This is a genomic window from Halalkaliarchaeum sp. AArc-CO, assembly GCF_024972735.1.
Taxonomy (GTDB): Archaea; Halobacteriota; Halobacteria; order Halobacteriales; family Haloferacaceae; genus Halalkaliarchaeum.
In genome coordinates this window covers 2851672-2876610 of sequence record NZ_CP087723.1, presented here as the reverse complement: position 1 = coordinate 2876610, position 24939 = coordinate 2851672, and the positions used below count along the sequence as shown (strand labels likewise).

Here is a 24939-nt window from a genome sequence, read left to right as displayed (position 1 = left end):
CGGGATAAGTGTTTTTGGACGCCGGCACTCCGTCGCACGGGATGGGTCGAACGGGAACGTGTCTTCAAAACCCGCGGTTTAACGTAATATAGTACTCTTCCGAAATACTATCCTCCCCCATACTAACTGCTGGAAGCAATCCGCCATAGACGCATCTGTCGTCGAGCCCGAACGATAGCCGGTCTCCGCGAAACGAATGTCAGACCGGCGAGACCGCTCGAACCGCCTAGTTCTCCTCGGTCAGCAGCCGCCGGAGCACGTAGTGCAGGATGCCGCCGTGTTCGACGTACGTCACCGCGGCGGGGGTGCCGACCTGTGCGGTTACCGGGAACTCGACGGTCTCGCCGTCCTCTTTCTCGGCGACGACGGTGAGTTCGGCGTTGGGTTCCAGGCCGTCGTCGAGCCCGCGGATGTGGAAGTACTCCGAACCGTCGAGCCCGAGCGACTCCCAGGAGTCGCCGGGCGAAAACTGCAGCGGCAGCACGCCCATGCCGACCAGGTTGTCGCGGTAGATCCGTTCGTAGCTCTCGGCGATGGTCGCGCGGATCCCCAGCAGGTCGGTCCCTTTGGCGGCCCAGTCGCGGCTGGATCCGGTACCGAACTCCACGCCCGACAGCACCACGAGCGGCGTCTCCTCCTCGCGGTAGCGCTCGCTGGCCTCGAAGACCGTCGTTTCTTCATCGGTTGGATGGTGGATCGTGTAGCCACCCTCCGTCCCGTCGAGCATCTCGTTTTCGATCCGGACGTTCGCGAACGTCCCGCGCATCATCACTTCGTGGTTGCCCCGACGGGAGCCGTAGGTGTTGAACTCGTGGGGGTCGACGCCGTGGTCCATGAGCCACTGCCCCGCCGGCAGGTCGGGACCGAACGGACCGGCCGGGCTGATGTGGTCGGTGGTGACCGTATCACCCAGCAGCATGAGACACCGGGCGTCCTCGATATTCGACACGCCGGGCTTTTCCAGCGGGAAGTCCGTGAAGAACGGCGGTTCCCGGATGTACGTCGACTCGTCGTCCCACTCGTAGACGTCGCCGGTGGGCGCGTCGAGCGCCTCCCAGCGGGCGTCGCCTTCGAACGCCTCCGCGTACTTCTCTTCGAACATGGAGGAGTCGACGTTGTCGTGGATTGCCTCTTTTACCTCCTCCGGGCTCGGCCAGACGTCCGAGAGGTAGACGGGTTCGCCGTCGTCGCCGACGCCGATCGGTTCCTCCTCGAGGTCGACGTCCATCCGTCCCGCCAGCCCGTACGCGACCACCAGGGGCGGGCTCGCCAGGTAGTTGGCTTTGATCTTCGGGTGGATCCGCGCCTCGAAGTTCCGGTTGCCACTGAGGACGCTCGTGGTCCAGAGGTCGTGTTCGTCGATCGCCTCCTCGATCGATTCCGGCAGCGGGCCTGCGTTGCCGATACAGGTCGTACAGCCGTACCCGACGACGTGGTACCCCAGATCCTCGAGATACGGGAGCAGCTCGGACTCCTCGAGGTACTCCGTGACGACGCGGCTCCCTGGCGCCAGGCTGGTCTTGACGTAGTCGGGCACTTCGAGCCCCATCTCCACGGCGTTTTTCGCCAGCAGCCCGGCAGCGATCATCACCGACGGGTTCGAGGTGTTTGTACAGCTGGTGATCGCGCTGACGACGACGCTTCCGTGCCCGATCTCGGCTGTGGTGCCGTCCTCGAGTTCGACCGACACCTTCTCGCCGAGGTTCGACTTCGACGTCGGCGAGGGTTTTTGCATCTGTGCGGCGTCGCCCCCGGCGGTCGTCGTGGGTGCGTCGCCTCCGGCAGCCGTCTCGGGGGCGCCGCCGTCGCCGCCGTCGTCGAACCACCGATCCAGGTCGGCCGGGTCCTCGGGCGTCGCGTCGGCGACCTCCTCGGCGACCAGCTCCCGGAAGTGAGTCTTCATTCCGTCCATCGGGACCCGGTCCTGCGGGCGCTTGGGACCGGCGAGACTGGGTTCGACGCTCCCCAGGTCGAACTCGACGACCTCGGTGTACTCGGGCTCCTGCTCGCCGAACAGCCCCTGCGCCTTCAGGTACTCCTCGACAAGTTCGACGTGTTCGGGATCCCGTCCGGTGAGCTCGAGGTAATCGAGCGTCGACTCGTCGACCGGGAACATGCTGATCGTCGAGCCCTGCTCGGGGGCCATGTTCGAGATGGTCGCCCGGTCGGCGACGGTGAGGCTCGAAACGCCCGGACCGAAGAACTCGACGAACCGGTCGACGACGCCGACCTCGCGGAGCTGTTCGGTGATGTGCAACACCAGGTCCGTCGCGGTGGCGCCCTCCGGGAGTTCGCCGGTGAGCCGGACGCCGACGACCTCCGGGAGCTTCATCGTGATCGGCTGGCCGAGCATGGCGGCCTCGGCCTCGATGCCGCCGACGCCCCAACCGACGACACCGATCCCACCGATCATGGGGGTGTGACTGTCGGTCCCCACGAGGGTGTCGGGAACGAGCCACCGGTCGCCGTCGCGCTCGCGGTCGTGAACGACCTGTCCGAGATGTTCGAGGTTCACCTGGTGGACGATTCCCGTGCCCGGCGGGACGACCTGGAACCGGTCGAACGCGTTCTGCGCCCACTTGATCGCGCGGTAGCGCTCCTCGTTGCGCTCGTACTCGAGTTCGACGTTCTTCTCGTAGGCGTCCTCGGAACCGAAGTAGTCGACCTGGACGCTGTGATCGATCACCAGGTCACACGGAACCTCCGGCTCGACGATCGAGGGGTCCGCCCCGTTGCGGTCGGCGGCCGACCTGAGCGCCGCGAGGTCGACCACGGCCGGAACGCCCGTGAGGTCCTGTAGCACGACCCGGGAGGGCGTGAAGGGCACCTCGACGTCGGGGACGTCCGGCTCCCAGGCGGCGGCGTTGCGGACGTCGTCTTCGGTGATTCCCTCGCCGTCGACGTTGCGGAGCACCGACTCCAGCAACACCCGGATGCTGACCGGCAGTTTCTCCAGGTCACACAGTCCGGCGTCCTCGAGCGCGGTCAGGTCCGCCATCCGGTAGGTGGTCCCGTCGTGCTCGAACTCGCGGATCGCACCGAAAGGGTCTTGTCCGCTCATAGGGGCGGGTAGACGCACGCGGTATTTCAATCGTTCGTCTGAGACGCGTTGACAGTGACCGGAGGGCCGTACTACTGGGGGCCATTTTCAATAAAAGCGCAGAATTGTCGTGCAAACCGGGCACAAACCCGACATCAATAGGGCAACAGCCACGGGAACACGCTCGGACGCTCTCGCCCGCGGTCCGTACATCGGGGGTCTCGACTCACCGTGGTCCTGACTTGCCGTCTCAACCGGTCGCCCGCCACAGCAGCGACCGCAATCTGTACCCGATCGTTCCGTTTTTGTAGCCGTTCCAACCGCTCATCCCTCCCAGAAGTGTGGCGGCGTCGCATCCCTCCTCGTTCAGGATGGCGGTCGCCTTCTTCGCGACGATGCCGGCCTTGCAGATCACGACGACGTCCTCGTCGCGGGGGATTTCGTCCAGTTGACTTCGAAGCGACGATTCGTCTCCGCGCTGGAGGTCACCGTACACCGGAACGTTATGTGACCCGTCGATACTTCCGTTTCGAAACGAGTCTCGGGGGCGGATGTCCAGCAAAAACAGGTTCTCACCGGCTGAGAGTCGGTCGTCGAGTTCGGGGGGCGTAATCTTGCTCATAACTCCCCGTTGTACCCACGACCGATAAGTGTCGCTCTTCCACCCGCCAGCACAATGGTGTCCGCCTGTCACGCGGCGTAAATTGCGTAATTGAGAACCGCAGCGAACGACACCCACAGCAGATACGGGACGACAAGCGCGGCAGCCACCCGGTCGACGCGGTCGAAGGCGACAATTGTGGCAACGATTCCGACCCAGAGCACGAGGATCACCAACAGCCCCAGATCTGGTCGCTGGAGGCCGAAAAAGACCGGCGTCCACAGGAGGTTGAGTGAGAACTGGGCGGCGAAGACGCCGAACGCGACCCGCACGTCGCGGCGTCCGATCCCGCGTTTCCAGACGCGGTACAGCGCAAGCCCGAGTAGCGTGAAAAGCAGCGTCCAGACGATCGGGAACAGGATCTCCGGCGGATAGAACCACGGCCGGTCGATCCAGCCGGTTTCGGAGCCGAAAAGGAATGCGGGGAGCGCGCCGAGGGCGTTGACGCCGACGACGAAGCCCGCCGCGAGAAGTGCCTCACGACCGGACGGAAGCCCGAGCGAGCGGTTCGTGTGCATACTGAAGGTACGCCGCGGAGTTACTTAAAACGGGGTCGGCAACGGATCCCCCACTCCGTTACCGCTTCCAGAACGCGCCGGTGAAAAGCACCAATACGGGGATGATCTCGAGCCGGCCGATCCACATCAGGAAGATCATCAGTAGCTTGCTCGTCGGGGGAAACGCCAGATAGCTTCCGAACGGGCCGAGCAGCCCGAACCCCGGACCGATGTTCCCGATCGTCGCAAGGCTTGCGCTTGCGGCCTCCAGAACCGAAAGTTCGAGCCCGACACGGGAGGCGTCTAGCGTGATCACGACGGCTGCGACGGCGAAGAGAACCAGATACAACAGCGTAAAGGCGAAAATTGCTTTGATTACGTCCTCGTCGACGACGTACCTCCCCAGTCGGACCGGCTTGACCGCATCGGGGTGTGCAGTGGTGAAAAGCTCGCGTCGGATCGTCTTGAGGACGACGAGCCACCGGACGACTTTGATTCCACCCCCGGTCGACCCAGCCGAACCGCCGATGAACATCGCGAACAACAACACGATCTGGGCGCTCGCGTCCCACTGGGCGAAGTCACTGGTTGCATACCCTGTCGAGTTCAGGAGAGAGCCGATCTGGAATGCAGCCTGCCGCAGCGAGTTCTCGAGAACACCTTCCGTCGTGCCGCCGAGTTCGAGGGTCGGTGCTGCGCCGGTGAACAGCAGTCCCCAGAGGACGACGATCAATCCGGCGACGGCACCGATGTACGCCTGGAACTCCCGGTTCCGGAAGAACGACCGGTACTCCCCCTGGAGGACGTAATAAAACAGCGCGAAATTCGTCCCTGCGACGAGCATGAATGGAATCACGACCCACTGCACCGCAGGCGAGAACGCGGCGATGCTGTCGGCCTGCGGGGAGAACCCTCCGGTCGGCAGCGTCGTGAAGCCGTGGGCCACGGCGTTGTACACGTCCATATTCGGTGCGAATCCGACGAAATGTAACACGAGCAACAGCAGCACGTAAAGCAGCGTGAACGCGAAGTAAAACAGCCACAGGATCCGGGCGGTTTCCGCAATGCGCGGCGTCAGCTTCTGGAGTTCTGGACCCGGCGCCTCCGAGTCGACCAGCTGTGCCCCGTTGACCGCCAGCTCGGGCAGGATCGCGACCATCAGTACGATGATCCCCATTCCGCCGAGCCACTGGGTGAGCTGTCGCCACAGCAACAGTGCGTGTGAATGCTGCTCGAAGGAGATCTCCCCCATCACGGTCGCGCCGGTGGTCGTGAATCCGGACACCGATTCGAACAGCGCATTGATCGGATGTGACAGCGTCGAGGCGGTCCCGTAGCCGGCCAGCACGTACGGGACGGCACCGACCAGCGACACGACGCCCCACACGAGCGTGACGAACAACAGCGCCTCGCGAGGCCCCAGATCCGTGTGATCGGAGGCGCGTTCCAGCAGCAGTCCGATCCCGAGTGCGATCGAAAGCGAGACGAGGAACACCAGAACGTCCTCCCGATAGACGACGGCGACGGCGAGGGGGACGAACATCGCAAACGAGATGTACTTCAACGCAGTTCCAGTCAGGGCGACACTTGCTCGCCAGTCTACTTTCACCGTCATGTCACGAGTTCATCGATTGGTTTTCCGTCGGTTCGGATTCCAGGAGGGCGACGAGACGCTCGAGGATTGCCCGTTTGAGCGAACGAGGCCGTGCGTCGCCCCCGCGTGCGATCACGACCGTGTTGTCGGTACGTGAAACGATGTCGCGTGGAATAGTGCCGTACATCGTCCGGGCGACGAAGCTCTCCCCGGTCGCTCCGACGGCGACGGTGTCGTACGCGTCGACCGTTTCGAGCAGCGCCTCCCTGACGTTCTCGTCGACCACTACCCGCGACTCGTACTCGTCCGGGTCGAGGCCCGCAGCGGCTGCGACGTCGTCGATGGTTTCTTTGCCGACGGTTTCGGGATCCTCCCGTTCACCGTCGTCGGAATCGCTCGTTTCACTGGCGTCGGAATCGCTTGTTTCACCATCGTCGGAACCGTCCGGTCCGTCCACGCCGGAGCCCACCGATTCGGACTGGTCAGTCGCGGCGAGCGGTTGCTGCACGCTCAGGAGCGTGAGCGACGAATCTTCGAACGTACGGTGGATTTCGCCAGCCCGCCTTGCTGCCACGGGTGCGTTCGGCCCACGTCCGGCGAGCGCGACGACGTTACCGGGACGCATACTCGGACGCGTCACGAGCGACACCTCACACGGCGCCTGTTCGACGACCGTGTCGAGCGTGGATCCGAACACCGCGTCCCGTCGGCGATGGTCTGGACTCCAGCCCATCAACACGTGGTCGGCCTCTTCCTCGCGGATGATCGAGAGAATCGCGTCGCCGGCGTGCCGGCCGACGATCGCTCGCGTTTGCAGCGGTAACGACAGCGTGTCGGCAGTGTCCCGGGCACTTTCGAGCAGTTCCTGCTGACGCCCGACGCGCTCCTCCTCGAGTTCGATCTGGGCCGGAGAGGTCTGGGGGGGCACTTCGATCACGTTGACTGCTATCAATTCGGCCTCCCCATCGTGTCCGTGGGCGCTGGCGGCCGCATACCGGATCAGCGTCTCTTCGGTGTCCGGGTTCGCGACCGGAACGACGACGCGGTATACGTCCCCATCCCCGTCTCCGTTTCCGGTCCCCCCGACGGATCCGGCTCCACCGGCCGGTTCAGTTGCTATCGCCTCGCCGACGAGGCCGACCGTCTCGGTTCGCTCGCGGACGTACAGGAAGTACCAGCCGACACCGATGCCCACGATCGCGAGACCGATCCCCTGGACGAGTGGTCGCATCTGAATCATGACGGCGAGACACCCCAACCCACCGGCGATCGGCACGGCGGGATACAGGGGATCTGGGATGCGGAAATCCGGATCGTACGTCGCGGGGTCTGCCCGACGCATGACGACCACCGCGACGTGAACCAGCGCGTACGCGACCAGGTACGAGAAGGAGGCGACGTCCGCGAGCGTGTCGATCGGAAGGGGACCTGCGATCAACAGGAGGATGACGATCCCGGTCGCAAGGATCGCCCGATACGGGGTTCGGAACCGTTCGTGGACCTGGTTGAGCCAGACAGTGAGGATTCTGTCCCGGCCCATCGCGAAGTTCACCCGTGCGGCCGAGAGGATCGACGCGTTCGCCGAAGAAACGGTTGCCAGCACCGCCCCGAAGATCATCGCGAGCGAGCCGATCTCGCCGGCGTACACCATGGCGACGTCCGCGACAGGAATCGTCGAAACCTCGAGTTCGGGAATCGGGAGTACGCCCGTCGAGACGAGCATCACGAGTACGTACAGGATTGCGGGCGTCACGACCGCGGCGATCATCGACAGCGGGAGGTTGCGACCCGGGTTCTTGATCTCCTCGGCCGACGTTGCGATCACTTCGAACCCGATGAACGCCACGAAGACGGTGCCGGCGGTGAGTCCCACTGCACTCCACCCCTCGGGAGCGAACGGCGTCAAAAGCGACGGGTCGAGCGCCGCGAGGCCGAAGGCGATAAACGCGATGATCAACACGACCAGCGCGATGACGATCACGTTCTGAAGCGATCCGGTCTCTTTTACTCCACGGTAGTTGACGAGCGTGAGGATCGCCCCCATCACGAGCGCCGAGGCGACGATCGGAATCGACGGGTGAAGGCCGGCGAGATACTGTCCGAATCCGAGCATGTAGAACGCGGTCGCGAACATGAGCCCGACCCACATTCCCCAGCCGACGATACTGCCGAAAAATCCGCCGAGCGCACGATTGACGTAGTAGTAACTCCCACCTGCTTTCGGCATCCCGGTCGCCAGTTCGGACAGCGACAGCGCGGCCAAAAGCGAGACGACGCCAGCGATCGCAAACGACACCATGCTCGCCGGGCCTGCCCGTCCGGCGACGATTCCGGGCAATACGAAGATCCCCGCCCCGATCATGGTGCCCAGACCGAGGGTGTACGCCTCGAGGAAACCGAGGTCACGGGCGAGTTCCTGCTCGTTTTCAGCCACGCCAGATCACCCTGAGATAGCGGACGACAAACCGGGGAGAAACGATCGATAGCTGGCGATCCATGGATGAGATACATGGAGACACTATATAAAAGACTGCCGAAGGGAATTATCGATGCGACAAAGAACTGGCGGAAATCGTTCGGTAAAGACAATTGCGTAGTATTATATTGTTGAAGGAGAAATGCGCCGGCAACGGAGACAGCCGTGCCCAGGGACACCCAGAACGACTACCGACTCGATCGAATCGATCGGCGCACGATCTACGCGCTGATGCAGGACGCCCGGAACACCTCGGCGCCGGCGATCGCGGAGACGGTGAACGTCTCCGCCGGGACGATCAGAAACCGGATCGAAAACCTCGAGAACCACGGTGTCGTCCGAGGATACACGGCACAGGTCGATTTCGAACGCGCCGAGGGGCTGTCGACATCGTTATTCGTCTGTTCGGCGCCGGTGTCGAAACTGGAGGTGCTGGCGCTGGAAGTGCGGGCAATTCCAGGCGTAATCCACGTTCGGGAGCTGCTGTCGGGCGATCAGAATCTCCACGTGACTGCAGTCTCGGAGGACAGCGACGACCGGGAGCGAATCATGGCCGAGTTAACCGACCTCGGACTCGAGATCGAGGCGGATCAGATCGTTCGCAACGAGGCGTTCGAACCGTACGCGCCGTACGGACCGGAAGACGAGGGGTCGGCCTGGTCCCCGACGGACGTCATCAGCCTTGCGGGTGGGGCCGAGGTAGTCGAGGTGTCAGTCTCGGCGTCGGCACCGGTCGTCGATCTGTCGCTAGCCGAGGCGAACGAGCGGGAAATCCTCGAGGAAGAGGTGCTCGTCATTACCATCGAGCGCGACGGATCGACGATCACGCCCCGCGGGGAGACGGTGGTCCAGCAGGGGGACGTCGTGACGCTTTTGGCTCGCGGTGGCGATCCGGAACAGGTGCTCGAGGCGTTTCACGGGGACGAACAGTCCATTCAATCGAACGATGACGGTGCGTAATCAAATGAACGGGTCGAATACAACTGGCGTATTTGCGGGGAAGTGGCGATGAAAGTCGCCATCGTCGGCGCCGGCGAAGTCGGGGAATCGATCGCGGCGGGACTGTGTGACACCCACGACGTGATAGTCATCGACGTGCGCGAGGATCGGGCGGACGAACTGAACTACTCGATGGACGTGCTGGCGGTCGCCGGCGACGGGACCGACGTCGAGACCCTGGAGGACGCCGACGTCGGCTCGGCGGACATGGTTCTCGCGGCGACCGACGACGACGAGACCAACATCGTCGCGTGCTCGACGGCAAAGGCGATATCGGAGGCGTTCACTGTCGCCAGGATCAAGGACAGCAAGTACCTCCGGACGTGGAAACGCACCGAGGAAGCGTTCGGAATCGACTTCATGGTCGCGACGAACCTGCTTGCGGCGGAGGCGATCGCGCGGGTCGCTGCCCTTCCGACCGCACGGGACGCCGACTTCTTCGCAGATGGGACGGTACAGATGGCCGAGTTCGACGTCTGCAAGCAGTCGCCGATCGCAGGCGGGACCGTCGAGGAGGCCGACCAGTACGATTCGCTCACGTTCGCGGCCGTGCTCCGGAACGGGGACGTAGAGATCGCCCGTGGGGACACTGAAATCGCGGTCGGCGACCGGGTGGTCGTCATCGGGAGCTCCCAGAGCGTCCACGAGTTCGCCCGCGACAGCGTCCCCGAGGAGATGCGCCAGGAGGCAACCGAGGTCGTCATCGCGGGCGGGTCCGAGATCGGCTATCACGTCGCCCGCCTGTTGAACGAACAGGGGCTGTCGACGCGGCTGGTCGAACAGGACGAAGACCGGGCACGAAAGCTCGCAGAGGCGCTGCCCGACACGATGGTGATGCACTCGGACGCGACCGACGCCGGGTTCCTGGAGCGAGAACACGTCGGCGACGCCGACATCCTGGTTTCGGCACTCGACAGCGACGAGAAGAACCTGCTGGAGTCGCTTCTGGCCGACCAGTTGGGCATCGAACGAACCATAAGCGTGATCGACCAGTCATCGTACGTCGGGCTCTTCGAGCGGATCGGGGTCGACGTTGCGATTAGCCCCAGAAGCGTCGTCGCCGAGGAGATAACCCGTTTTACCCAGAGCAGCAACACCGAGAACATCGCGTTCATCGAGACGGACAAGGCAGAAGTGCTGGAGATCGAAGTCGACGAGGAGAGCGTGCTCGCTGGGCGGCCGATCCGGGAGTCGGTCGGCGACCTCCCGGCCGGGGTGGTGATCGGCGCGATCACCCGCGACGGGGAGATGGTGATTCCTCGGGGGGAGACCGTCATCGAACCGGGGGATCACGTAATCGCCTTCGTGAAGTTCGACGTCATCGACGAGGCGATCGAGAAGCTGTAGCCTCCAGCAGCATTCCGCAAGAGAAGCGAACGTACAGTTCGTCGGTGTCGTCGTCGCGATACACCCGAACGAAGAGCGTTTCCAGAACTGGCCGACGACGAACCGCTGGAAGAACTATAAGCCCAGATACTCACCTCTTCGAATAAGTATGCAATTAAACCTCATCATCGAGACGAACGACGCCGAACGCGTATGGAACGCCTTCAGGTTGGCGAACACTGCCCTCGAGAACGGCCACGACGTGGAGACCTTCCTGCTGGGTGACGGGGTAGAGGCGCCGGACATCGAGACCGAGAAGTTCAACCCGCACGGAGTGATGGTGAAATACACCCGGAACGGCGGGGAACTGGAGGCCTGTGGGACGTGTCTCGACTCCCGCGACATCGAACCGGACGACCTCCGGCCCCGGTCGACGATGGGTGAACTCCTCCGGATCGTCGAAGAGGGCGATGAAGTGCTCACGATCGGATAGCACGGAGAGTGGAATGCCGCTTCGGCGCACAGTGTTCGGCAACCGACCGACGAGATCCCTCACATGATCTATCTCGACCACGCCGCGACGACCCTGCCACACGAAGACGTCGTCGCCGCTATGGAACCGTACCTGGAATCGCACTACCACAACCCTGCTGCAGGATACGCCGACCGCGCAGCCGAGGGACTGGAAACCGCACGAGAACGGGTTGCAACCCTCATCGGAGCCCCGCCGGCGTCGATCGTCTTCACCGGCGGCGGAAGCGAGGCCGACAATCTGGCACTGAAAGGGATCGTGGACACCGCCGCCGGCGAGAACCGCGGACACGTGGTCACCTCGGCGATGGAACACGATGCGATCGAAGAGACGTGTCGCTGGCTCGAACGGCGTGGCGTCGAAGTGACGCGTATTGCGCCACGTGAGGACGGCCGAGTCGATCCGGCCGCTGTCGAAGACGCGATCCGCTCGGACACGGTGATCGTCTCGATCATGCACGCCAACAACGAGACGGGCGTCGTGCAGCCGCTACAGGAGATTGCGACGGTCGCTCACGAGCACGGTGCCCTCGTGCACTCGGACACCGTCCAGAGTGCGGGGAAACTCCCCGTCGACGTCGAGCGGCTCGGCCTGGACATGGCGAGCCTCAGCGCACACAGGTTCTATGGCCCCAAGGGCGTGGGTGCGCTGTACGTCCGCGACGGCCTCGAGGCCGAACTGGAACCGCTGATCCACGGCGGGGGCCAGGAGGGTGGTCTCCGCAGCGGAACCGAAAACGTCCCCGGTCTCGTCGGGATGGGCGTCGCCGCCGAGCGGGCCCGGGCAGATCTCGAGGAGCGTGCCGACAGGTTGTCCGGGTTGCGTGACGACTTCGTGCGACGGGTCCGGGAGGTGAGCGGAGGGACGCTCGTCGGCCACCCCGAACAGCGGCTGCCGGGATATGCACTGTTCTGTTTCGAGGAGGCGACGGGCGCCCAGCTCGTCGACGCGCTGGCCGACCGGGGGATCGCCGTCTCCAGCGGCTCGGCGTGCCATACCGGAACGGCCTCCCCGTCGAGGGTGCTCACCGAGATGGGCATCGACGCCCAGACCGCACTGGGCGCCGTCCGGTTCTCGATGGGGCGGCATACCACGGCCGACGACGTCGATCAGGCAGTTGCCGCGCTCGAGGACGCTCTCGAGGTCGCTCGGGGGTGAGTTACCGGAGGAAGGCTCTCACTGGCTCTGCACCCGGATACCCGTCACGCCGCCAGAGGACGGCGGCGATCCCGAGGAGAACGAACTCGGAGAGAAAGTACGGGCTCGAAAGCGAATCCAACAGAAGACGCAGGACAGACGGAGCCCCCTCCTCGTATGGTTCGACGGCCAGTAGCGGCCAGAGGAGAAAGTTCGCCTCCGCCTCCGCATCCCACAGAACTGGAAGCGCATCGACGATCGAATGGGAAAGTGCACCGATCGCAAACGCGATACCGTATTCGGGGCGTTCAAACCGATTCGCGACCCGGTAGCCGAGATATGAAAGCGGGATCAATACCAGAAGCGAATGGGCGAGGGTCCGTCCCGTCGGGAGCACGCCGAGGTACCATGCGAGTGGCTTATCGACGATGTCCGGAAAGAGACTCCCAACCACCACCATCAGGACAGGACCGTGATCGGGGAGTTCGTTCGCTCGTATTCGCACGGCGATCGAATAACAGAGATAGGCAACTGCAACGTGTCCCCAGGGCCACATACTCTGCTACGGTGAACGGAACAGAGAAGTAAATACCCACGGATGAGCGGCTTTCCACGAAGAGAACCCGGAGAGCCTCGTAGTGGGACAAACGCGACTGGACGCTATCCGAGTGTGCGGATCGTCGTGACCGGGGTACCGACCCAGTCTCTGCAAACCTGGTCGTTCTGGAGGGGGAGCCCGTCCGCACACCGAGAGGATAGATCGCAGCTGCGGTGTCAGGGCGGCACGCGGTGAAGAAGCGCGTCGATCCGGGACCGGAACCACTGCAAGATCGATCCGGTCCCCGAACTCCCGGACTCGCCCCCGTCCGGTGTTGCCGCCGGCGTCGGCGTGTCGTCGCCGTCGGAATCCTCACCGTCGGACTCACCGTCGCCGGACGCTTCGCCGCCGCGAACCACGGCCCAAGCCCATCGGGATACAGATAGTTCGCCTGGTACTCGTGAGGGGCGGTCTCGACGGCTTTCACCGCGATCCCTCCCCGAAGCGCCGGGAACAGATCCGGCAGACACCGAAGTACCAACACCGATATGGCTCGTTACGAAGCGATCGTCGACAGAACCGACAGGTGCGTTCCGTCCGGATCACCGGCCGACCCCCATCGGTCACGATCTCGTCGATCGCCTCACTCACTTCCTCGTCGCTCGCGCCAGCATCGGGGTGAGCGATCCGCTCGCCTGTCCGGGGGTCGTACAGCTCGGAGGCCCGAACGAACCTCATTCGAACCACCTCGCTTCGCTCGGACCGTGACGACCTGGCGCCTCTCGAGCGTCTGGCGTCGACACCGACTTGCCGGCGGCACTTCCCTCGAAGAGCCGAACCCAGGTGTCACACTGTGGGCAACGATGGGCGCGGTCGCGTTCGTCGCCGTACACCCGCCGGAAGTCCGTGGGCACGTGGGCGCCACACTCGAGACACCGCCGTCTTCCGGTTTCCCCCGTGACGAGCGGCGTCATGGCGCACCACCTTCAGGAATAAAAACCGCCCGACGGTAGAGGGATCCAACCAGTGACCAGTTGACATACTGCCTGAGAGGGGGGTTCCCCGGACCCTCTAATCCGTCGAAAATACGTGCTTCGATGCCTTTACGCTGTGTTTCTACTTCAGCCAAGAATCGGCTGGTGAAAACATGGGCCCTGCCGGATTTGAACCAGCGACCGCCCGGTTATGAGCCGGGTGCTCTGTCCAGACTAAGCTAAGGGCCCTCGATCCGTAGTTTCCCGTCGCTCCCCTTGAGTGTGCCGGACCAGTCCGACCCTCGAAACCGAACGGCGGCCACGCGGCTCGGGGCGTAGCCGCGGGGGAGAAGCGCCGGAGCCAGGACTCGAACCTGGGACCGCCTCGTTAACAGCGAGGCGCTCTACCATCTGAGCTACTCCGGCTTGCACCAGTTGGTAGACCAGTTGTTTTGATAGGGCTTTCGTTTCCGTCTGCCCGGGCGAGGTTCGAGTCGTTGCAAGCCGTTACCTCAGGGACGTGGATCGAAGTACGCAGCGAGGTCGCGACCGAACGACTCGACAAGTGTGTCGACCTCGTCCCCGACCAGCACCGTCCGATCCTCGAGTGCGTCCTCGATCTGGGCCCCCGTTCTGACCTCCAGCAACACCTCGCTGCGGAGATACTCGCTCGCGTCGGTGAACTCCCGGGGGCGCTCGACGATGTAGCGATCCTCCACCAGGAACGGCCCGTACAGACGGTCGTCGGTCCCGTCGTCGCGCCCGGACCGCCCCGCATACTTCTCGTAAAACCCCTCGGCGTGGCTTCGGACGCTCACCGGCGGGCCGACGTGACGGGACACCGCCGGCACCGTCGGGCTCGCGAGTTCGAGGAACAGCACTGCCTGCCCCTGTTCGTCCGCCGGCCCTCCAGTGTCTTCGACGAAGGTGTCGGCCCGGAAGACGTCGAAGCCGTGGTCGTCCAGCCCGTCGATCACGCCCCCCAATGTCCGGCGGAGCTGGGGCCACAGCTGGTCGTCGACGACGTCGGGCGCCTCGAAGACGACGGCGACGGGGGTGGTCCGACGGTCGCGGACGTGGGCTCGCAGCTCCGCCGCCGAGAGTGGCTCGCGTTCCGGCGGGAAGAACAGCTCCTCGCGGGGATCCTCGAGCAGCGCCCGGCTGTAATGCTGGAACCGTGCGAGGTTTTCGGCCGACAGGACCGCCGCCACGTTCCGTTCGGGGTCCGTCGGATCGATCACGATCAGCGGATCCGTGAACGTCTCCCGGCCGTGCTCCTCCGGATCCAGTTCCACCGGCGGATGCCACTCGGCGGCGGCCTCGACGAGGGGGACGAAGCCGTCGTACTCACAGACCAGCAGTTCCGTGAGATAGCCCGAAAACCCGCGCGTCCTGAGGTCGCTGCCGTACGCGCCGATCCCCTTGAGGAACCGCTTTGCGAGTCGGACGTCCCGCGCCAGTTCGTCGTCGAGGTTCTCCTCCAGGTACGTGGAGTGAAACGGCGTCCGGTCGACGGCCGACTGGATGTGCTCGGCGTCCTCGACGTCGTAACACGGGACGAGATCAACGTCGAATCCCTCGTAGATTCCCTTCACGTACGGGTGTTCGGCGTACTCCTCGCGGCCGTCTGGCAACACCTCGTGACCGATCGTCAGCCCGTACTGGACGAGCTCCGAGCGGTCGATCTCGGGGGGCAACCGCACGAACATGTCGATGTCGCGGTCGCCCGACAGCCACGTCCCCCGGGCGGTCGACCCGACGAGGACGACGTCGCCCTCGACGTCGAGGTCGGACAGCGCCGACAGCGTTCGCTCGCGAAGTTCGCCGGCGACCTCCTCGAACCGGGCGCGCTCGGCCTCGTCTGGCGTCACGCGCGCTTCGACCGCCGACAACACCGCCTCCAGGCTCATACCGACCGATTCACACGCGCTTCCTAAACGCGTATCGGCTCACAGGCCTTTCGGCTCACAGGTCCTCGCGCTGGAACTTCAGGCTCCCCAGAAGCGGCGGCGCGAGCAGCCACACGACCAGCATCGCGGCCGCCGACACCTGGAGGCCCGCGGTCTCGCCGGCGAACAGCTGGCCGGCGAGGAAGCCGTCGGTGACCAGCTGGAACGCTGTACTTGGGTTCGCCAGTTCTGCGACTTCCTGTGCCCGCTCGAGCGGGAACCAGTCGGGGAACTGCGCGAACAACAGCAGGAACCCCCCGGTCGCGGCGTTCCACAGCGGAACGAACAGGAAGTACAGCCCGATCGCGCCCGCCAGCGCCCGGCGCTGTGTTGACGCCGCCGCCGAGAACCCGACGCCGATGCTGACGAACACAGCCGCAAAGACGACGACGAGCAGCGTGTACCCCACGTACGCCAGCGGATCGAACTCCAGGGGACCGACCGCGAGCACGATCGCCGGGAGCACGAACCCCACCAGGATCGCCCCGCCGAGTGCGGCCGCCCGGCCGAGGACCTTGCCGAAGACGACGTCGATCCGGCTGTGGGGCAACGCCAACAGCAGCTTCAGGGAACCGCTCTCGCGCTCCCCGCTGATCGCGTTGTAGCCGATGACGAGCCCGATCAGGGGGACCAGCGTCCCCACGAACAGCTGCCCGAACAGGCTCAGGATGACGTTCGCCTCCAGCGTTTCCCCCTCCGGTGGACGGAAGAGGTACGCCGTCCCAGTGAACAACAGGACGAAAAGCACCGTGAGCCCGATCAGCCACCGCGACCGGATCGCGTCCTCGAAGTCCTTCCGGGCGACAGACAGCAGGCTCACGCCGACCCCTCCCGATCGACCGGGGTCTCGGCAGCCTGCGGTGACCCATCCGAGTCTCCGGCCTCACCCTCCGTGTACGCCAGGAACAGGTCCTCGAGCGACGCCTCGCGGGTGGTGAAGTCGTCGACGTCGATCCCCTGCTCCTCGAGCGTCGACAGCACCGCGGTCTTGGCGTCGCCGCGGCAGGAAACCGTCAGCGTGTCGCCGTCCAGTTCGACTGCCGAGACGCCCTCGAGGTCGCGGATCGCCGCCGTCGCGCCGGCGACGCCCTCCTCACCGACGCCTTCGGCTCCCTCGCCGATGGTGATCACCAGCGTCTCGTCGTCGCCGACAGCCTCGCGGAGCCCCTCGACGCTGTCCTCGGCGACGAGCCGGCCGTCCCGGAGGATCCCCACGCGATCGCAGACGGCTTCGACCTGTCCCAGCACGTGCGAGGAGAAGAAGACGGTCGCGCCGCGGTCGACCTCCTCGCGAACGATCTCGCGCATGTCCTTCGCACCGGTGGGGTCCAGGCCCGACGACGGTTCGTCCAGAATGAGGAGGTCGGGCTCGCCAACCAGCGCCATCGCGAGCGCGAGCCGCTGGCGCATCCCCTTCGAGTAGCCGCCGGCCTTCCGGGCGCCGTCGGCCGCGAGTCCGACCCGGGATAACAGCTCGTCGGGATCGTCAGCGGCGTCCTTCGAATCGATCGCGAACTCGACGTGCTGTCGGCCGGAGAGCCGGTCGTAGACGCCGAACCCCTCCGGCAGAACCCCGGTCCGCTGGCGCACCGCCAGGCTCTCGCGGTGGGCGTCTCGTCCGAGGACGCGCACTTCCCCAGCGGACGGGCGAACGAAGTCCAGCAGAATGTTGATCGTCGTCGATTTCCCGGCCCCGTTCGGACCGAGGAAGCCGTACACCTCCCCCTCCTCGACGGTCAAATCGAGGTCGCGGACCGCCGTGACGTCGGCGAACTCCTTTCTCACGCCGGACAACTCGATGGCAGCCATACGGTCTCTTCCCCCGTCATCGAATAAAGGCTTGTGACACGACCTTTTTTAACGGGGGCCTCGGGCGCTCTGCGAGGCCCCTCGACCCCCGTTACAAAAGCTCTCGTGCAAATCCGACGGATTTGCTGGATGCCACGGAGCTTTGCTCCGTGAGCAGACCAAAAAGCCGATAGCTCGGGCCTCCAGCCCTTGCTATCGGTAAAACGCCTCACTTCGCTCGGCGTATGCTCTTTTTAATCAGCGGTGAAACACATTGTTCACTTCTTATCATCAGATAATGATTACATTTCCCACGAGGCGAGAATGGGCGAGAAGGTAAGGACAGTGGGGCACCGACTTTCAGCTGAGAGTAGAACGCCGAAGACCCTGAATAACATGCAAAAAAACCCACAGGAAGTCGGTTCCAGGAGGTCAAAGCGGAGTCTAGTGGTCGAACTCGCGCTCGAATTCGGTACAGCCACGAAAAGCTGTGCAGTCTGCTCGGACTGTTGTCTGGAAAAGCCGATCGAACACCACGTCATTGACGACACGTGTTACTACACCTGCCAGAGTGGCGACTCCGATACGGAGATAATTCAGGGGAAGGTAGAGATCGATTCGGAATGTGCCTGCCGGGTACTTGCACACCACGATTGCATCCCGTCGCTACAATCGGTCGACAGCGAGCGGATGGTGTTGCGAACGAACCCACAGAACAGGACGGTACTTCGCGAACTGATAGCGGATCTGGATGACGTCGTCGACGAAGTACGGCTCCGCAGTCTCGTCGTTGGTGGAGAGCAGACGAGCTCGAGTTCGGCACTCGTGAACCTCCAGGAACTAACGACTCTCGAGCGTGAGACAGTCGAGAAGGCGATTCTGATGGGCTACTACGACAAGTCAGGCGGCGCAAAATTCGGCGAACTTGCAAGCGAATTGAACATTACTAAATCCGCTCTATCGAAACGCCTCAGTTCGTCAGAAGGAAAGATAATGCGGAACTTGTACAGCAACGAATAGTCTGTCTCGCAGACAGTTCTTGTCAGTGTGATGTTAATCCTTCTCAAAGAATTTACTCTACACGTAGTAGTACTTAAAGAAGGCAACTATGGCCGCGCGGATGGATGGCTCCGGGAGCGCTAGATATGATTGTAGAGGAACTACACAATGAATACCGATCGAAGTCCGCGAAGGATGGCGGACGTGCTAGATGACGAGGAGTGGGAACGGACAGTGGAGGACGTACTCGAGGAGAGTGCCCACGACACGGAACTGGGAAAGCGCATGGGCCGGGACGCAATCCGGGTCAGCATCGGCGAGATGTCGGAAGGAGAGTTCCAGGAGAAATATCACGAGGACGTCGTCGAGGAGTTCGGCGTCGACAACAGGCCGACAAAGCAGGTGAAAAGTGATGAGTGACGACAGGGACGGCGTCAGCCGGCGCTCTGTACTACTGGGAGCCGGAGCTGCAGCAGGTGTTCTCGGCCTCGGCGGGGGAGACTACAGTCTGTCGCTCTCGGAGACGAATCCAGCGCAGGTCGAGGGACTCATCGACAAATCGGAGGTAGTCACGACGTCGTGTGCGCCGAACTGTCGGGGGAAATGCCCCCTCAACGTCTACGTGCGCGATGGAGAGATCAAGTTCGTCGAACCGCAAATGACCGACGACGAACAGTATCGTCGGGCGTGTCTGCTCGGTCAGTCACACATTCAGCGAGTATACAGCCCGAAACGGTTGAAATACCCGATGAAGCGGACAGACTGGTCGCCCGGCGATCCGAATCCGCAGGGACGTGGCGAAGACGCCGAGTTCGAGCGGATCGAGTGGGACGAAGCGCTCGATTACATTGCCGACGAGATGCTCCGCGTTCGCGACGAGTACGGCCCGGAGAGCGTCTTCTTCCACACCGGTTCTGGCGACAACGGAATGGGAACGAGGATTTTCAGCCGCTTGGCGAGCATGTTCGGCGGTACGACCCAGGGCTGGTCGATAGACACGAACGTCGGGGTCGGGTTCAACCGCATTACTGGATACGGGTTTTTCCTTCCGCCGACGAACGAATCCGAGGACTGGGTTAACGCCAACACGATCATCGTCTGGGGATCCGACATCCTGAAAAGTCAGTTCCAGAACGACGCCTCGAAGATTCTCGATGCCATGGAACGTGGCGCGAAACTCGTCGTGGTAGACCCGGTCTATACCACGACGGCATCGAAGGCCGACCTCTGGATACCAATCAAACCGGGGAAAGACGTGCATCTCGGCCTCGCCATGATACACGAGGTGCTCGATTCGGAGACCTACGACGCGGAATTCCTTCGCGAGCGCACGACCGCCGGGGCGCTGGTCCGAAACGACACCCAGAAGATGCTCCGGATCGCAGATCTCCCCGACGGCGACGAAGACGACGACCGCGTCGTCGGAGTCGATCGAGAAACAGGCGATCCAGTACCGCTCGAACCCGACACCTACGCCGATGTCGAACTGTTCGGGGAGTACGAACTCGGAGGAATTACGGGGACGACGGGGCTGACGCTTCTCGAAGAGCACGTCGAAGAGTACACACCGGAACGCGTTGCAGAGGTTGCCCAGATCGACGCCGACGACATTCGACAGATGACAGAGTGGCTCGCCACGAGAGGGCCCGGTGGCGTCTGTCCGAGCTATGCGATCGGCCGGTACAAGTACGGCCACGTCTTCGGACAGACCTACGCAATCCTGATGGGGCTGACTGGCGATTACGGGAAATCCGGTACGCTTCACTCCCACCACCCGTCCGGAACGTCGCTGATTTCCGGTGATTACGGCGCTCGGCGACCTGGCGGTGTCGGAGCGTCATCGTTGCGACACCACCAGAACATCGACGCCCTTCGTCACGGTGACCCATACCCCCTGAAAGTCATCTACGGGATGGAGTCAAACATGCTTGTCAACCAGTTCCCGGACCGGAAACTCTGGATTGACCTGCTGGAGAACGTCGACCTGTTCGTGATGGCCGACATCCACAACACGCCGACAGTCCAGCACGCGGATATTATGCTGCCAGCAGCCCACTGGTTCGAGCGCGAGGACATCTCGGACGCGTGGGGGTCCCATCCCCACATCAGCTACAGACAGCAGGCGCACGAACCACTCTGGGAGGCTCGTGACGATTACTACATCATCAACGACCTCGCAGCGCGACTCGGATACGAGGACCTCTTCGAGGGTGACAAGCACGAAGAGCTTCGGAAGATCGCGTCCTACGATCCCCGGTTCGACTTCGACGACCTGCGAGAACGGGGGAACATCCGCGTGAAAGATGATATCATCGAATACACGGATCCGTTCCCGACAGACACCGGTCGAATCGAGATCTACGACGAGGATCAGCCGGTCGAGGACGAGGGAACTGTACTCGATCTCCCGCGCCCGATCGAAGATCGAAGCGCCGACGACCACGAACTCGCAGACGAGTACCCACTGCTGTTCATGCAGAAACACTCGAAGTGGCGGATTCACTCTCAGTGGGCCGACAACGCCGTGGTCCGAAAGTTCGACCCCGAGCCACGTCTCGACATCCACCCCGATGATGCTCGAGAACGCGGAATCGAAGACGGAGACTACGTCCGCGTGCACAACGAACGCGGTGAGATGGTTGTCAAAGCGAAATACAACGAAGGCTATCAACCGGGGCTGGTCAACACCGACCAGGGCTGGTGGACGGAGGACTTCATCGAAGGGAACCTACAGGACCTCACGCACACGGAGGTCAACGAACTCGCACCCACGTTCTGTTTCTACGACGTGCGCGTAGAAGTCGAGTCAGCACCTGACGACGTGGATACGAGCATGTACGAGGACCCCGAGCCAGCCGACTGGCTCGAAACGGGAACAGTCGGAGGTGACGACTAATGACAAGCTACGGAATGGTAATCGACCTGGAACGGTGTATTGGCTGTCAGGCCTGTGCGATCTCCTGCAGCCAGGAGAACAACGTCTCCCTGGACCAGCAGTGGAACAGGATACTGACGGAAGGAGGCGACAATATGGACACGCCTGCAGGAGAGTATCCGACGTTCGGCCGCGACGGCTCACTGGAGATGAAACATCAGCCGACGGCGTGCCAGCACTGCCAGAACGCGCCCTGTGTCAAAGTCTGTCCGGTTAACGCGACGTACACGCGCGAGGACGGCATCGTCGAAATCGACTACGAGAAGTGTATGGGCTGTCGCTACTGCATGGCAGCCTGCCCGTACAACGCTCGCGTGTTCAACTTCGACGAATCGAAGACCATTCCCGCAGACGGGACTGGGCACGTCGAAGAGCGACCGCAAGGCGTCGTCGAAAAGTGCACGTTCTGTACACACCGCCTCGAAAAAGGGATCGATCCCGCCTGTGCGATCGGCTGTCCGGCGGATGCCCGAATCTTCGGCGACCTCGACGACCCGGAAAGCACGGTCTCGCGCTACGTCAAAAAGTACGAAACAGACCGTCTACTCGAAGACCTCGACACCGAGCCCAACACCTACTACGTGCGTGGGAAGATGAGCCCCGGCCGCCCGCAAACGGGCAACGAACTGGAGGGGACACCGAAGAAAGAGTCGCTGGCCGATGGCGATGACTCCCCCCCACCAGGGTTCGCCTCTACCGATGGAGGTGAGAACTGATGAGCACTGAAGACTCCGGGCTCGCGATCCCGCAGTTCGGCACCAAAGGCCGCATCTGGCTGCTCGCACTCGTCGTCCTCGTCGGCGCCGGCCTCGCTGCCTGGCTGTACCAACTCAGCCAGGGACTGGTCGTCACCGGCATGGACAACGTCTTCTCGTGGGCGCTGTACATCATGCTGTTCGTCTTCTTCGTCGGCCTCTCGGCCGGCGGTCTCATCATCTCGAGTGTCCCCAAGTTCTTCCACTCGAAACGCTACGACAGTCTCGCGGCCCTGGGCGTGTTGCTCAGTTTCGCCTGCATCGTCGTTGCCGGGCTCATGATCATCCCCGACCTGGGTCGGCCCAGCCAGCTCACCGGCTTCATCACCTCGCCGGACTTCCGATCCCCGATGGTCTGGGACTTCGGCATCGTCGTCGTCTACGGCCTCTTCAGCGCCTGGTATCTCTGGCTGTTGACCCGCCGTGACCTCGCAAAGATGGGCTCGCCGCTGGCCTTCGGCGTCCAGGACACCGAAACCGGACGGGAAGCCGACCGCAAAAAAGCCTTCTGGGCGGCCGCGGTCGCTATCCCGCTCGCCATCATGCTTCACTCCGTGACCGGCTGGATCTTCGGCCTCCAGATCGGTCGTGGCGACTGGTTCAGCCCGCTCGTCGCGCCGATGTTCATCATGAAAGCGCTCGTGTCCGGCCTCGGCCTCCTGCTGGTGACCGCGGTGCTCGCGGATAAATTCACCCGCTACCGCCTGCCCGAAAAGCTGGTGCCGGAACTCGGGAAAATCCTGGGCGTCTTCATCGCACTCCACATCGTCTACCTCGTGGCGGCCGAACGCCTCCCGATCGCCTGGGCGGAGAACTTCGAGTTCTGGGCGATTACCAGTTCGTTCCTGATCGGCGACTCGATCCACTTCTGGATCTGGACGGTCGTCGGCGGTGCGATCCCGCTCGCGCTGCTAGTGATTCCGTCGGTCCGCAAGAAAGTCTGGGCGGTCGTCACCGCGAGCGTCCTGGCGATCGTCGGGATCCTCTTTGAAGGGATCTATCTGGTGTTCACCGGTTACACCGAGCTAAACATCGGGGACTCTCCGGGTGTAACGACTGGTCGTGGCTACACCGGCATCGGGGCGGACGTCTGGACGACCGTCGGCGCCTACACGCCGACACCCATAGAGCTGCTCGTTTCAGTGGGTATCATCGCACTGGGCGCACTGATCGTGACTGTCGGACTGCGGTTCATCCCAATTCAGCCCGGCGAAACCGTCGGACTCCACGAGCGCGACGCGCCCGTGACTGACGCGGCAGTCGCCGACGGCGGCTGTGAACGCGACGAACGAGGGCGTGGTGAGTGACGTGATGGCAACCGCCGACGATACCAGACAGCTTGCCAGCGGATATGCGGTGCTCGCGCGCTGCTGGCGACAGCCGGACGAGGCGCTCGTCGAGGCGATCAATGAGGATACGCTGTCGGCAGTCGTTCCGGACGTGGAGACGGTGACGGCCGAGGAGTTGCGCCTCGAACACACCCGCCTGTTCGTCGGACCGAAGGGACCGCCGTGTCCACCATACGAGAGTGTCTACCGCGATGGAGAAGAGGCTGCTCCTGGGAACGTACTGGGCCCCTCGACAGGCGCCGTCGTAAAGTGGTACCAGACGTACGATCTAGGGCTGGATCCGGACTGGCCGGACCTCCCAGACCACGTCGCCACTGAACTCGAGTTCGCTGGACATCTGGCTGCCGAAGGGGACGCCGACGCCCTCGGGCAGTTCCTCGAGGAACACCCACGCCAGTGGATGCGGTCGTTCCTCGACGGAGTGCGTGCCGAGACTCGCGAGCCGTTCTACGCCGAACTCGCGGACGCCACCGAAGACGCTCTCTTCTGATACTGGCAGGTTGTTTTTAAAATTTCACAGCGATGGAGCGGTTACCCGATCTCGACGCACGTCGCACCTCACTCACTGGCAACAGTGACCGTAATCGTCCGAGAATCCTGTTCGTTCGTGTAGGAATCAACTATCGTCACATCGAGGGAGTAAGTCCCCGGATCAGCTGTTTCCGCGAGGTCGAACCTTCGAACCACGTACTGTTTCTTGCTTTCGTCCGTCGAGACTTCTCTGTAAACGACTTCTTCATCCTCGAGAAAGATGTCTCCACCGGGACCAGTTCCAACCAGCGAGTGACTGTATCGGAGACGAGCCGCCCCGCATCCACCCGACTGAGTCGCGAGGCCGAACGGTTCGAAGTATATCCAGACAGTAGACCCAGGGGAGTAGACGGCGTCCTGGACTGGAGTGTACTCCCGATAGCCAGTCGGTTCGTCGACAGCTAGAACGAGGTTTTCGATGCGCGGGAGGTCGGTCTCCCGGTTCCCCGCTTCGGTTTCCTCGTCGTCGGGACACTCCTCGTCTTCGGTCTGTGGTTCCAATTCCCCTTCGGAATCCGGTTCCTCCGGTGTCGATGCGTCGTTCTCGGTGGGTACGGAGTCGTCCCTGTTGCCGAGACAACCGCTCAAGGCACCTCCGAAGAGCAAGGTCACACCACCGTTCAGGTACGTGCGACGCAGGAGTTTTCTCATCCAGGTGAATAATGACCGTTCGAACTGATAAAGTCATCTAGTACGGCCAGATATTTGAAGGCAGTCGGCGGTGTGACGGCGATCGATACGATCGGGACGGCGGAGAACCACGGCGAACTCGGGGGGAACGTCGAACGAACTGATCGAAGTGGGATGCGATCGGGAGACTATGCCGGGCGATGGACTGATCGCACGAGCGGACAGACAC

The 24939-nt window shown here is 63.1% G+C and carries 23 protein-coding genes and 2 tRNA genes; 10 read left to right on the top strand and 15 right to left on the bottom strand.

Annotated features, from left to right (window positions below; all coding sequences use genetic code 11):
• Window positions 1-226 precede the first annotated feature (226 nt).
• From AArcCO_RS15125 to AArcCO_RS15105, 5 genes are all read right to left on the bottom strand, one after another.
• A complete protein-coding gene (locus AArcCO_RS15125) occupies window positions 227-3061 on the bottom strand; it encodes an aconitate hydratase (protein WP_259534320.1) in 2835 nt (944 codons plus the stop codon).
• Between the two features lie 229 nt (window positions 3062-3290).
• Window positions 3291-3662: a rhodanese-like domain-containing protein gene (locus AArcCO_RS15120; protein WP_259534319.1), complete on the bottom strand. Its 372-nt coding sequence runs from the start codon at window positions 3660-3662 to the stop codon at window positions 3291-3293.
• A gap of 68 nt (window positions 3663-3730) precedes the next feature.
• Window positions 3731-4219 carry a TspO/MBR family protein gene (locus tag AArcCO_RS15115; protein WP_259534318.1) on the bottom strand — a complete coding sequence of 163 codons (489 nt, stop codon included), beginning with the start codon at window positions 4217-4219 and terminating at the stop codon, window positions 3731-3733.
• A 58-nt stretch (window positions 4220-4277) separates the two neighbouring features.
• Entirely contained in the window at window positions 4278-5813 is a 1536-nt protein-coding gene (locus AArcCO_RS15110) for a TrkH family potassium uptake protein (RefSeq protein ID WP_259534317.1), read from the bottom strand.
• A 1-nt stretch (window position 5814) separates the two neighbouring features.
• Entirely contained in the window at window positions 5815-8226 is a 2412-nt protein-coding gene (locus AArcCO_RS15105; protein ID WP_259534316.1) for an amino acid permease, read from the bottom strand.
• Between the two features lie 207 nt (window positions 8227-8433).
• Here AArcCO_RS15105 and AArcCO_RS15100 point away from each other — a divergent pair, with 207 nt between their 5' ends.
• The 4 genes from AArcCO_RS15100 (at window position 8434) to AArcCO_RS15085 (ending at window position 12283) form a co-directional block, all read left to right on the top strand.
• On the top strand, window positions 8434-9228 hold the full coding sequence (locus AArcCO_RS15100) for an Lrp/AsnC family transcriptional regulator (protein WP_259534315.1): 795 nt from the start codon (window positions 8434-8436) through the stop codon (window positions 9226-9228).
• 48 nt (window positions 9229-9276) lie between these two features.
• Window positions 9277-10614 (top strand): Trk system potassium transporter TrkA, encoded by a 1338-nt coding sequence (gene trkA / locus AArcCO_RS15095; protein ID WP_259534314.1) that lies wholly within the window; start codon window positions 9277-9279, stop codon window positions 10612-10614.
• Window positions 10615-10762: 148 nt separating this feature from the next.
• A complete protein-coding gene (locus tag AArcCO_RS15090) occupies window positions 10763-11086 on the top strand; it encodes a DsrE family protein (RefSeq protein ID WP_259534313.1) in 324 nt (107 codons plus the stop codon).
• Window positions 11087-11149: 63 nt separating this feature from the next.
• On the top strand, window positions 11150-12283 hold the full coding sequence (locus tag AArcCO_RS15085; protein ID WP_259534312.1) for a cysteine desulfurase family protein: 1134 nt from the start codon (window positions 11150-11152) through the stop codon (window positions 12281-12283).
• A gap of 1 nt (window position 12284) precedes the next feature.
• Here the strand turns inward: AArcCO_RS15085 and AArcCO_RS15080 are convergent, their stop codons facing one another.
• The 9 genes from AArcCO_RS15080 to AArcCO_RS15040 form a co-directional block, all read right to left on the bottom strand.
• Entirely contained in the window at window positions 12285-12818 is a 534-nt protein-coding gene (locus tag AArcCO_RS15080; RefSeq protein WP_259534311.1) for a metal-dependent hydrolase, read from the bottom strand.
• A gap of 218 nt (window positions 12819-13036) precedes the next feature.
• Complete coding sequence (locus AArcCO_RS15075) at window positions 13037-13219, bottom strand: hypothetical protein (protein ID WP_259534310.1); 183 nt, start codon at window positions 13217-13219, stop codon at window positions 13037-13039.
• Between the two features lie 64 nt (window positions 13220-13283).
• A complete protein-coding gene (locus tag AArcCO_RS15070; protein WP_259534309.1) occupies window positions 13284-13538 on the bottom strand; it encodes a hypothetical protein in 255 nt (84 codons plus the stop codon).
• Window positions 13535-13774, bottom strand: coding sequence for a DUF7563 family protein (locus tag AArcCO_RS15065; protein WP_259534308.1), 240 nt, complete (start codon window positions 13772-13774; stop codon window positions 13535-13537). Before AArcCO_RS15065 ends, AArcCO_RS15070 begins: the two co-directional genes overlap by 4 nt.
• Before the next feature lie 174 nt (window positions 13775-13948).
• A tRNA-Ile gene (locus tag AArcCO_RS15060) sits at window positions 13949-14023 on the bottom strand.
• A gap of 104 nt (window positions 14024-14127) precedes the next feature.
• Window positions 14128-14200, bottom strand: a tRNA-Asn gene (locus AArcCO_RS15055).
• Between the two features lie 86 nt (window positions 14201-14286).
• Window positions 14287-15684, bottom strand: coding sequence for a CCA tRNA nucleotidyltransferase (cca, locus tag AArcCO_RS15050; protein WP_259534307.1), 1398 nt, complete (start codon window positions 15682-15684; stop codon window positions 14287-14289).
• Window positions 15685-15739: 55 nt separating this feature from the next.
• Entirely contained in the window at window positions 15740-16543 is an 804-nt protein-coding gene (locus tag AArcCO_RS15045) for an ABC transporter permease (protein WP_259534306.1), read from the bottom strand.
• Complete coding sequence (locus AArcCO_RS15040; RefSeq protein WP_259534305.1) at window positions 16540-17532, bottom strand: ABC transporter ATP-binding protein; 993 nt, start codon at window positions 17530-17532, stop codon at window positions 16540-16542. The genes AArcCO_RS15045 and AArcCO_RS15040 overlap by 4 nt, the downstream gene beginning before the upstream one ends.
• A gap of 303 nt (window positions 17533-17835) precedes the next feature.
• Here AArcCO_RS15040 and AArcCO_RS15035 point away from each other — a divergent pair, with 303 nt between their 5' ends.
• The 6 genes from AArcCO_RS15035 to AArcCO_RS15010 all read left to right on the top strand — a co-directional run bounded on the left by AArcCO_RS15035 (window position 17836) and on the right by AArcCO_RS15010 (window position 24039).
• Window positions 17836-18531, top strand: coding sequence for a helix-turn-helix domain-containing protein (locus AArcCO_RS15035; RefSeq protein WP_259534304.1), 696 nt, complete (start codon window positions 17836-17838; stop codon window positions 18529-18531).
• 174 nt (window positions 18532-18705) lie between these two features.
• A complete protein-coding gene (locus tag AArcCO_RS15030) occupies window positions 18706-18930 on the top strand; it encodes a 4Fe-4S ferredoxin N-terminal domain-containing protein (protein ID WP_259534303.1) in 225 nt (74 codons plus the stop codon).
• Window positions 18923-21406, top strand: coding sequence for a molybdopterin-containing oxidoreductase family protein (locus tag AArcCO_RS15025; protein ID WP_259534302.1), 2484 nt, complete (start codon window positions 18923-18925; stop codon window positions 21404-21406). Before AArcCO_RS15030 ends, AArcCO_RS15025 begins: the two co-directional genes overlap by 8 nt.
• Window positions 21406-22161, top strand: coding sequence for a 4Fe-4S dicluster domain-containing protein (locus AArcCO_RS15020; protein ID WP_259534301.1), 756 nt, complete (start codon window positions 21406-21408; stop codon window positions 22159-22161). Before AArcCO_RS15025 ends, AArcCO_RS15020 begins: the two co-directional genes overlap by 1 nt.
• The gene (nrfD, locus tag AArcCO_RS15015; protein ID WP_259534300.1) at window positions 22161-23507 is read left to right on the top strand and encodes an NrfD/PsrC family molybdoenzyme membrane anchor subunit; all 1347 of its coding nucleotides are present in this window, start codon (window positions 22161-22163) and stop codon (window positions 23505-23507) included. Before AArcCO_RS15020 ends, nrfD begins: the two co-directional genes overlap by 1 nt.
• Window positions 23476-24039, top strand: a complete 564-nt coding sequence (locus AArcCO_RS15010) for a TorD/DmsD family molecular chaperone (RefSeq protein ID WP_259534299.1) — start codon at window positions 23476-23478, stop codon at window positions 24037-24039. Before nrfD ends, AArcCO_RS15010 begins: the two co-directional genes overlap by 32 nt.
• Before the next feature lie 68 nt (window positions 24040-24107).
• On the opposite strand, the gene AArcCO_RS15005 is transcribed toward AArcCO_RS15010, so the two are convergent.
• Window positions 24108-24668, bottom strand: a complete 561-nt coding sequence (locus AArcCO_RS15005) for a hypothetical protein (RefSeq protein ID WP_259534298.1) — start codon at window positions 24666-24668, stop codon at window positions 24108-24110.
• Window positions 24669-24939: the final 271 nt, after the last annotated feature.

Excerpts from the sequence above, each read along its gene's own strand:
- AArcCO_RS15085 (WP_259534312.1), top strand. The coding sequence starts at position 11,150 with ATGATCTATCTCGACCACGCCGCGACGACCCTGCCACACGAAGACGTC.
- nrfD (WP_259534300.1), top strand. The coding sequence starts at position 22,161 with ATGAGCACTGAAGACTCCGGGCTCGCGATCCCGCAGTTCGGCACCAAA.
- AArcCO_RS15025 (WP_259534302.1), top strand. The coding sequence starts at position 18,923 with ATGAGTGACGACAGGGACGGCGTCAGCCGGCGCTCTGTACTACTGGGA.
- AArcCO_RS15035 (WP_259534304.1), top strand. The coding sequence starts at position 17,836 with ATGGGCGAGAAGGTAAGGACAGTGGGGCACCGACTTTCAGCTGAGAGT.
- cca (WP_259534307.1), bottom strand. The coding sequence starts at position 15,684 with ATGAGCCTGGAGGCGGTGTTGTCGGCGGTCGAAGCGCGCGTGACGCCA.
- AArcCO_RS15120 (WP_259534319.1), bottom strand. The coding sequence starts at position 3,662 with ATGAGCAAGATTACGCCCCCCGAACTCGACGACCGACTCTCAGCCGGT.
- AArcCO_RS15115 (WP_259534318.1), bottom strand. The coding sequence starts at position 4,219 with ATGCACACGAACCGCTCGCTCGGGCTTCCGTCCGGTCGTGAGGCACTT.
- AArcCO_RS15030 (WP_259534303.1), top strand. The coding sequence starts at position 18,706 with ATGGCGGACGTGCTAGATGACGAGGAGTGGGAACGGACAGTGGAGGAC.
- AArcCO_RS15070 (WP_259534309.1), bottom strand. The coding sequence starts at position 13,538 with ATGAGGTTCGTTCGGGCCTCCGAGCTGTACGACCCCCGGACAGGCGAG.
- AArcCO_RS15110 (WP_259534317.1), bottom strand. The coding sequence starts at position 5,813 with ATGACGGTGAAAGTAGACTGGCGAGCAAGTGTCGCCCTGACTGGAACT.
- AArcCO_RS15020 (WP_259534301.1), top strand. The coding sequence starts at position 21,406 with ATGACAAGCTACGGAATGGTAATCGACCTGGAACGGTGTATTGGCTGT.
- AArcCO_RS15065 (WP_259534308.1), bottom strand. The coding sequence starts at position 13,774 with ATGACGCCGCTCGTCACGGGGGAAACCGGAAGACGGCGGTGTCTCGAG.
- trkA (WP_259534314.1), top strand. The coding sequence starts at position 9,277 with ATGAAAGTCGCCATCGTCGGCGCCGGCGAAGTCGGGGAATCGATCGCG.
- AArcCO_RS15080 (WP_259534311.1), bottom strand. The coding sequence starts at position 12,818 with ATGTGGCCCTGGGGACACGTTGCAGTTGCCTATCTCTGTTATTCGATC.
- AArcCO_RS15090 (WP_259534313.1), top strand. The coding sequence starts at position 10,763 with ATGCAATTAAACCTCATCATCGAGACGAACGACGCCGAACGCGTATGG.
- AArcCO_RS15040 (WP_259534305.1), bottom strand. The coding sequence starts at position 17,532 with ATGGCTGCCATCGAGTTGTCCGGCGTGAGAAAGGAGTTCGCCGACGTC.
- AArcCO_RS15125 (WP_259534320.1), bottom strand. The coding sequence starts at position 3,061 with ATGAGCGGACAAGACCCTTTCGGTGCGATCCGCGAGTTCGAGCACGAC.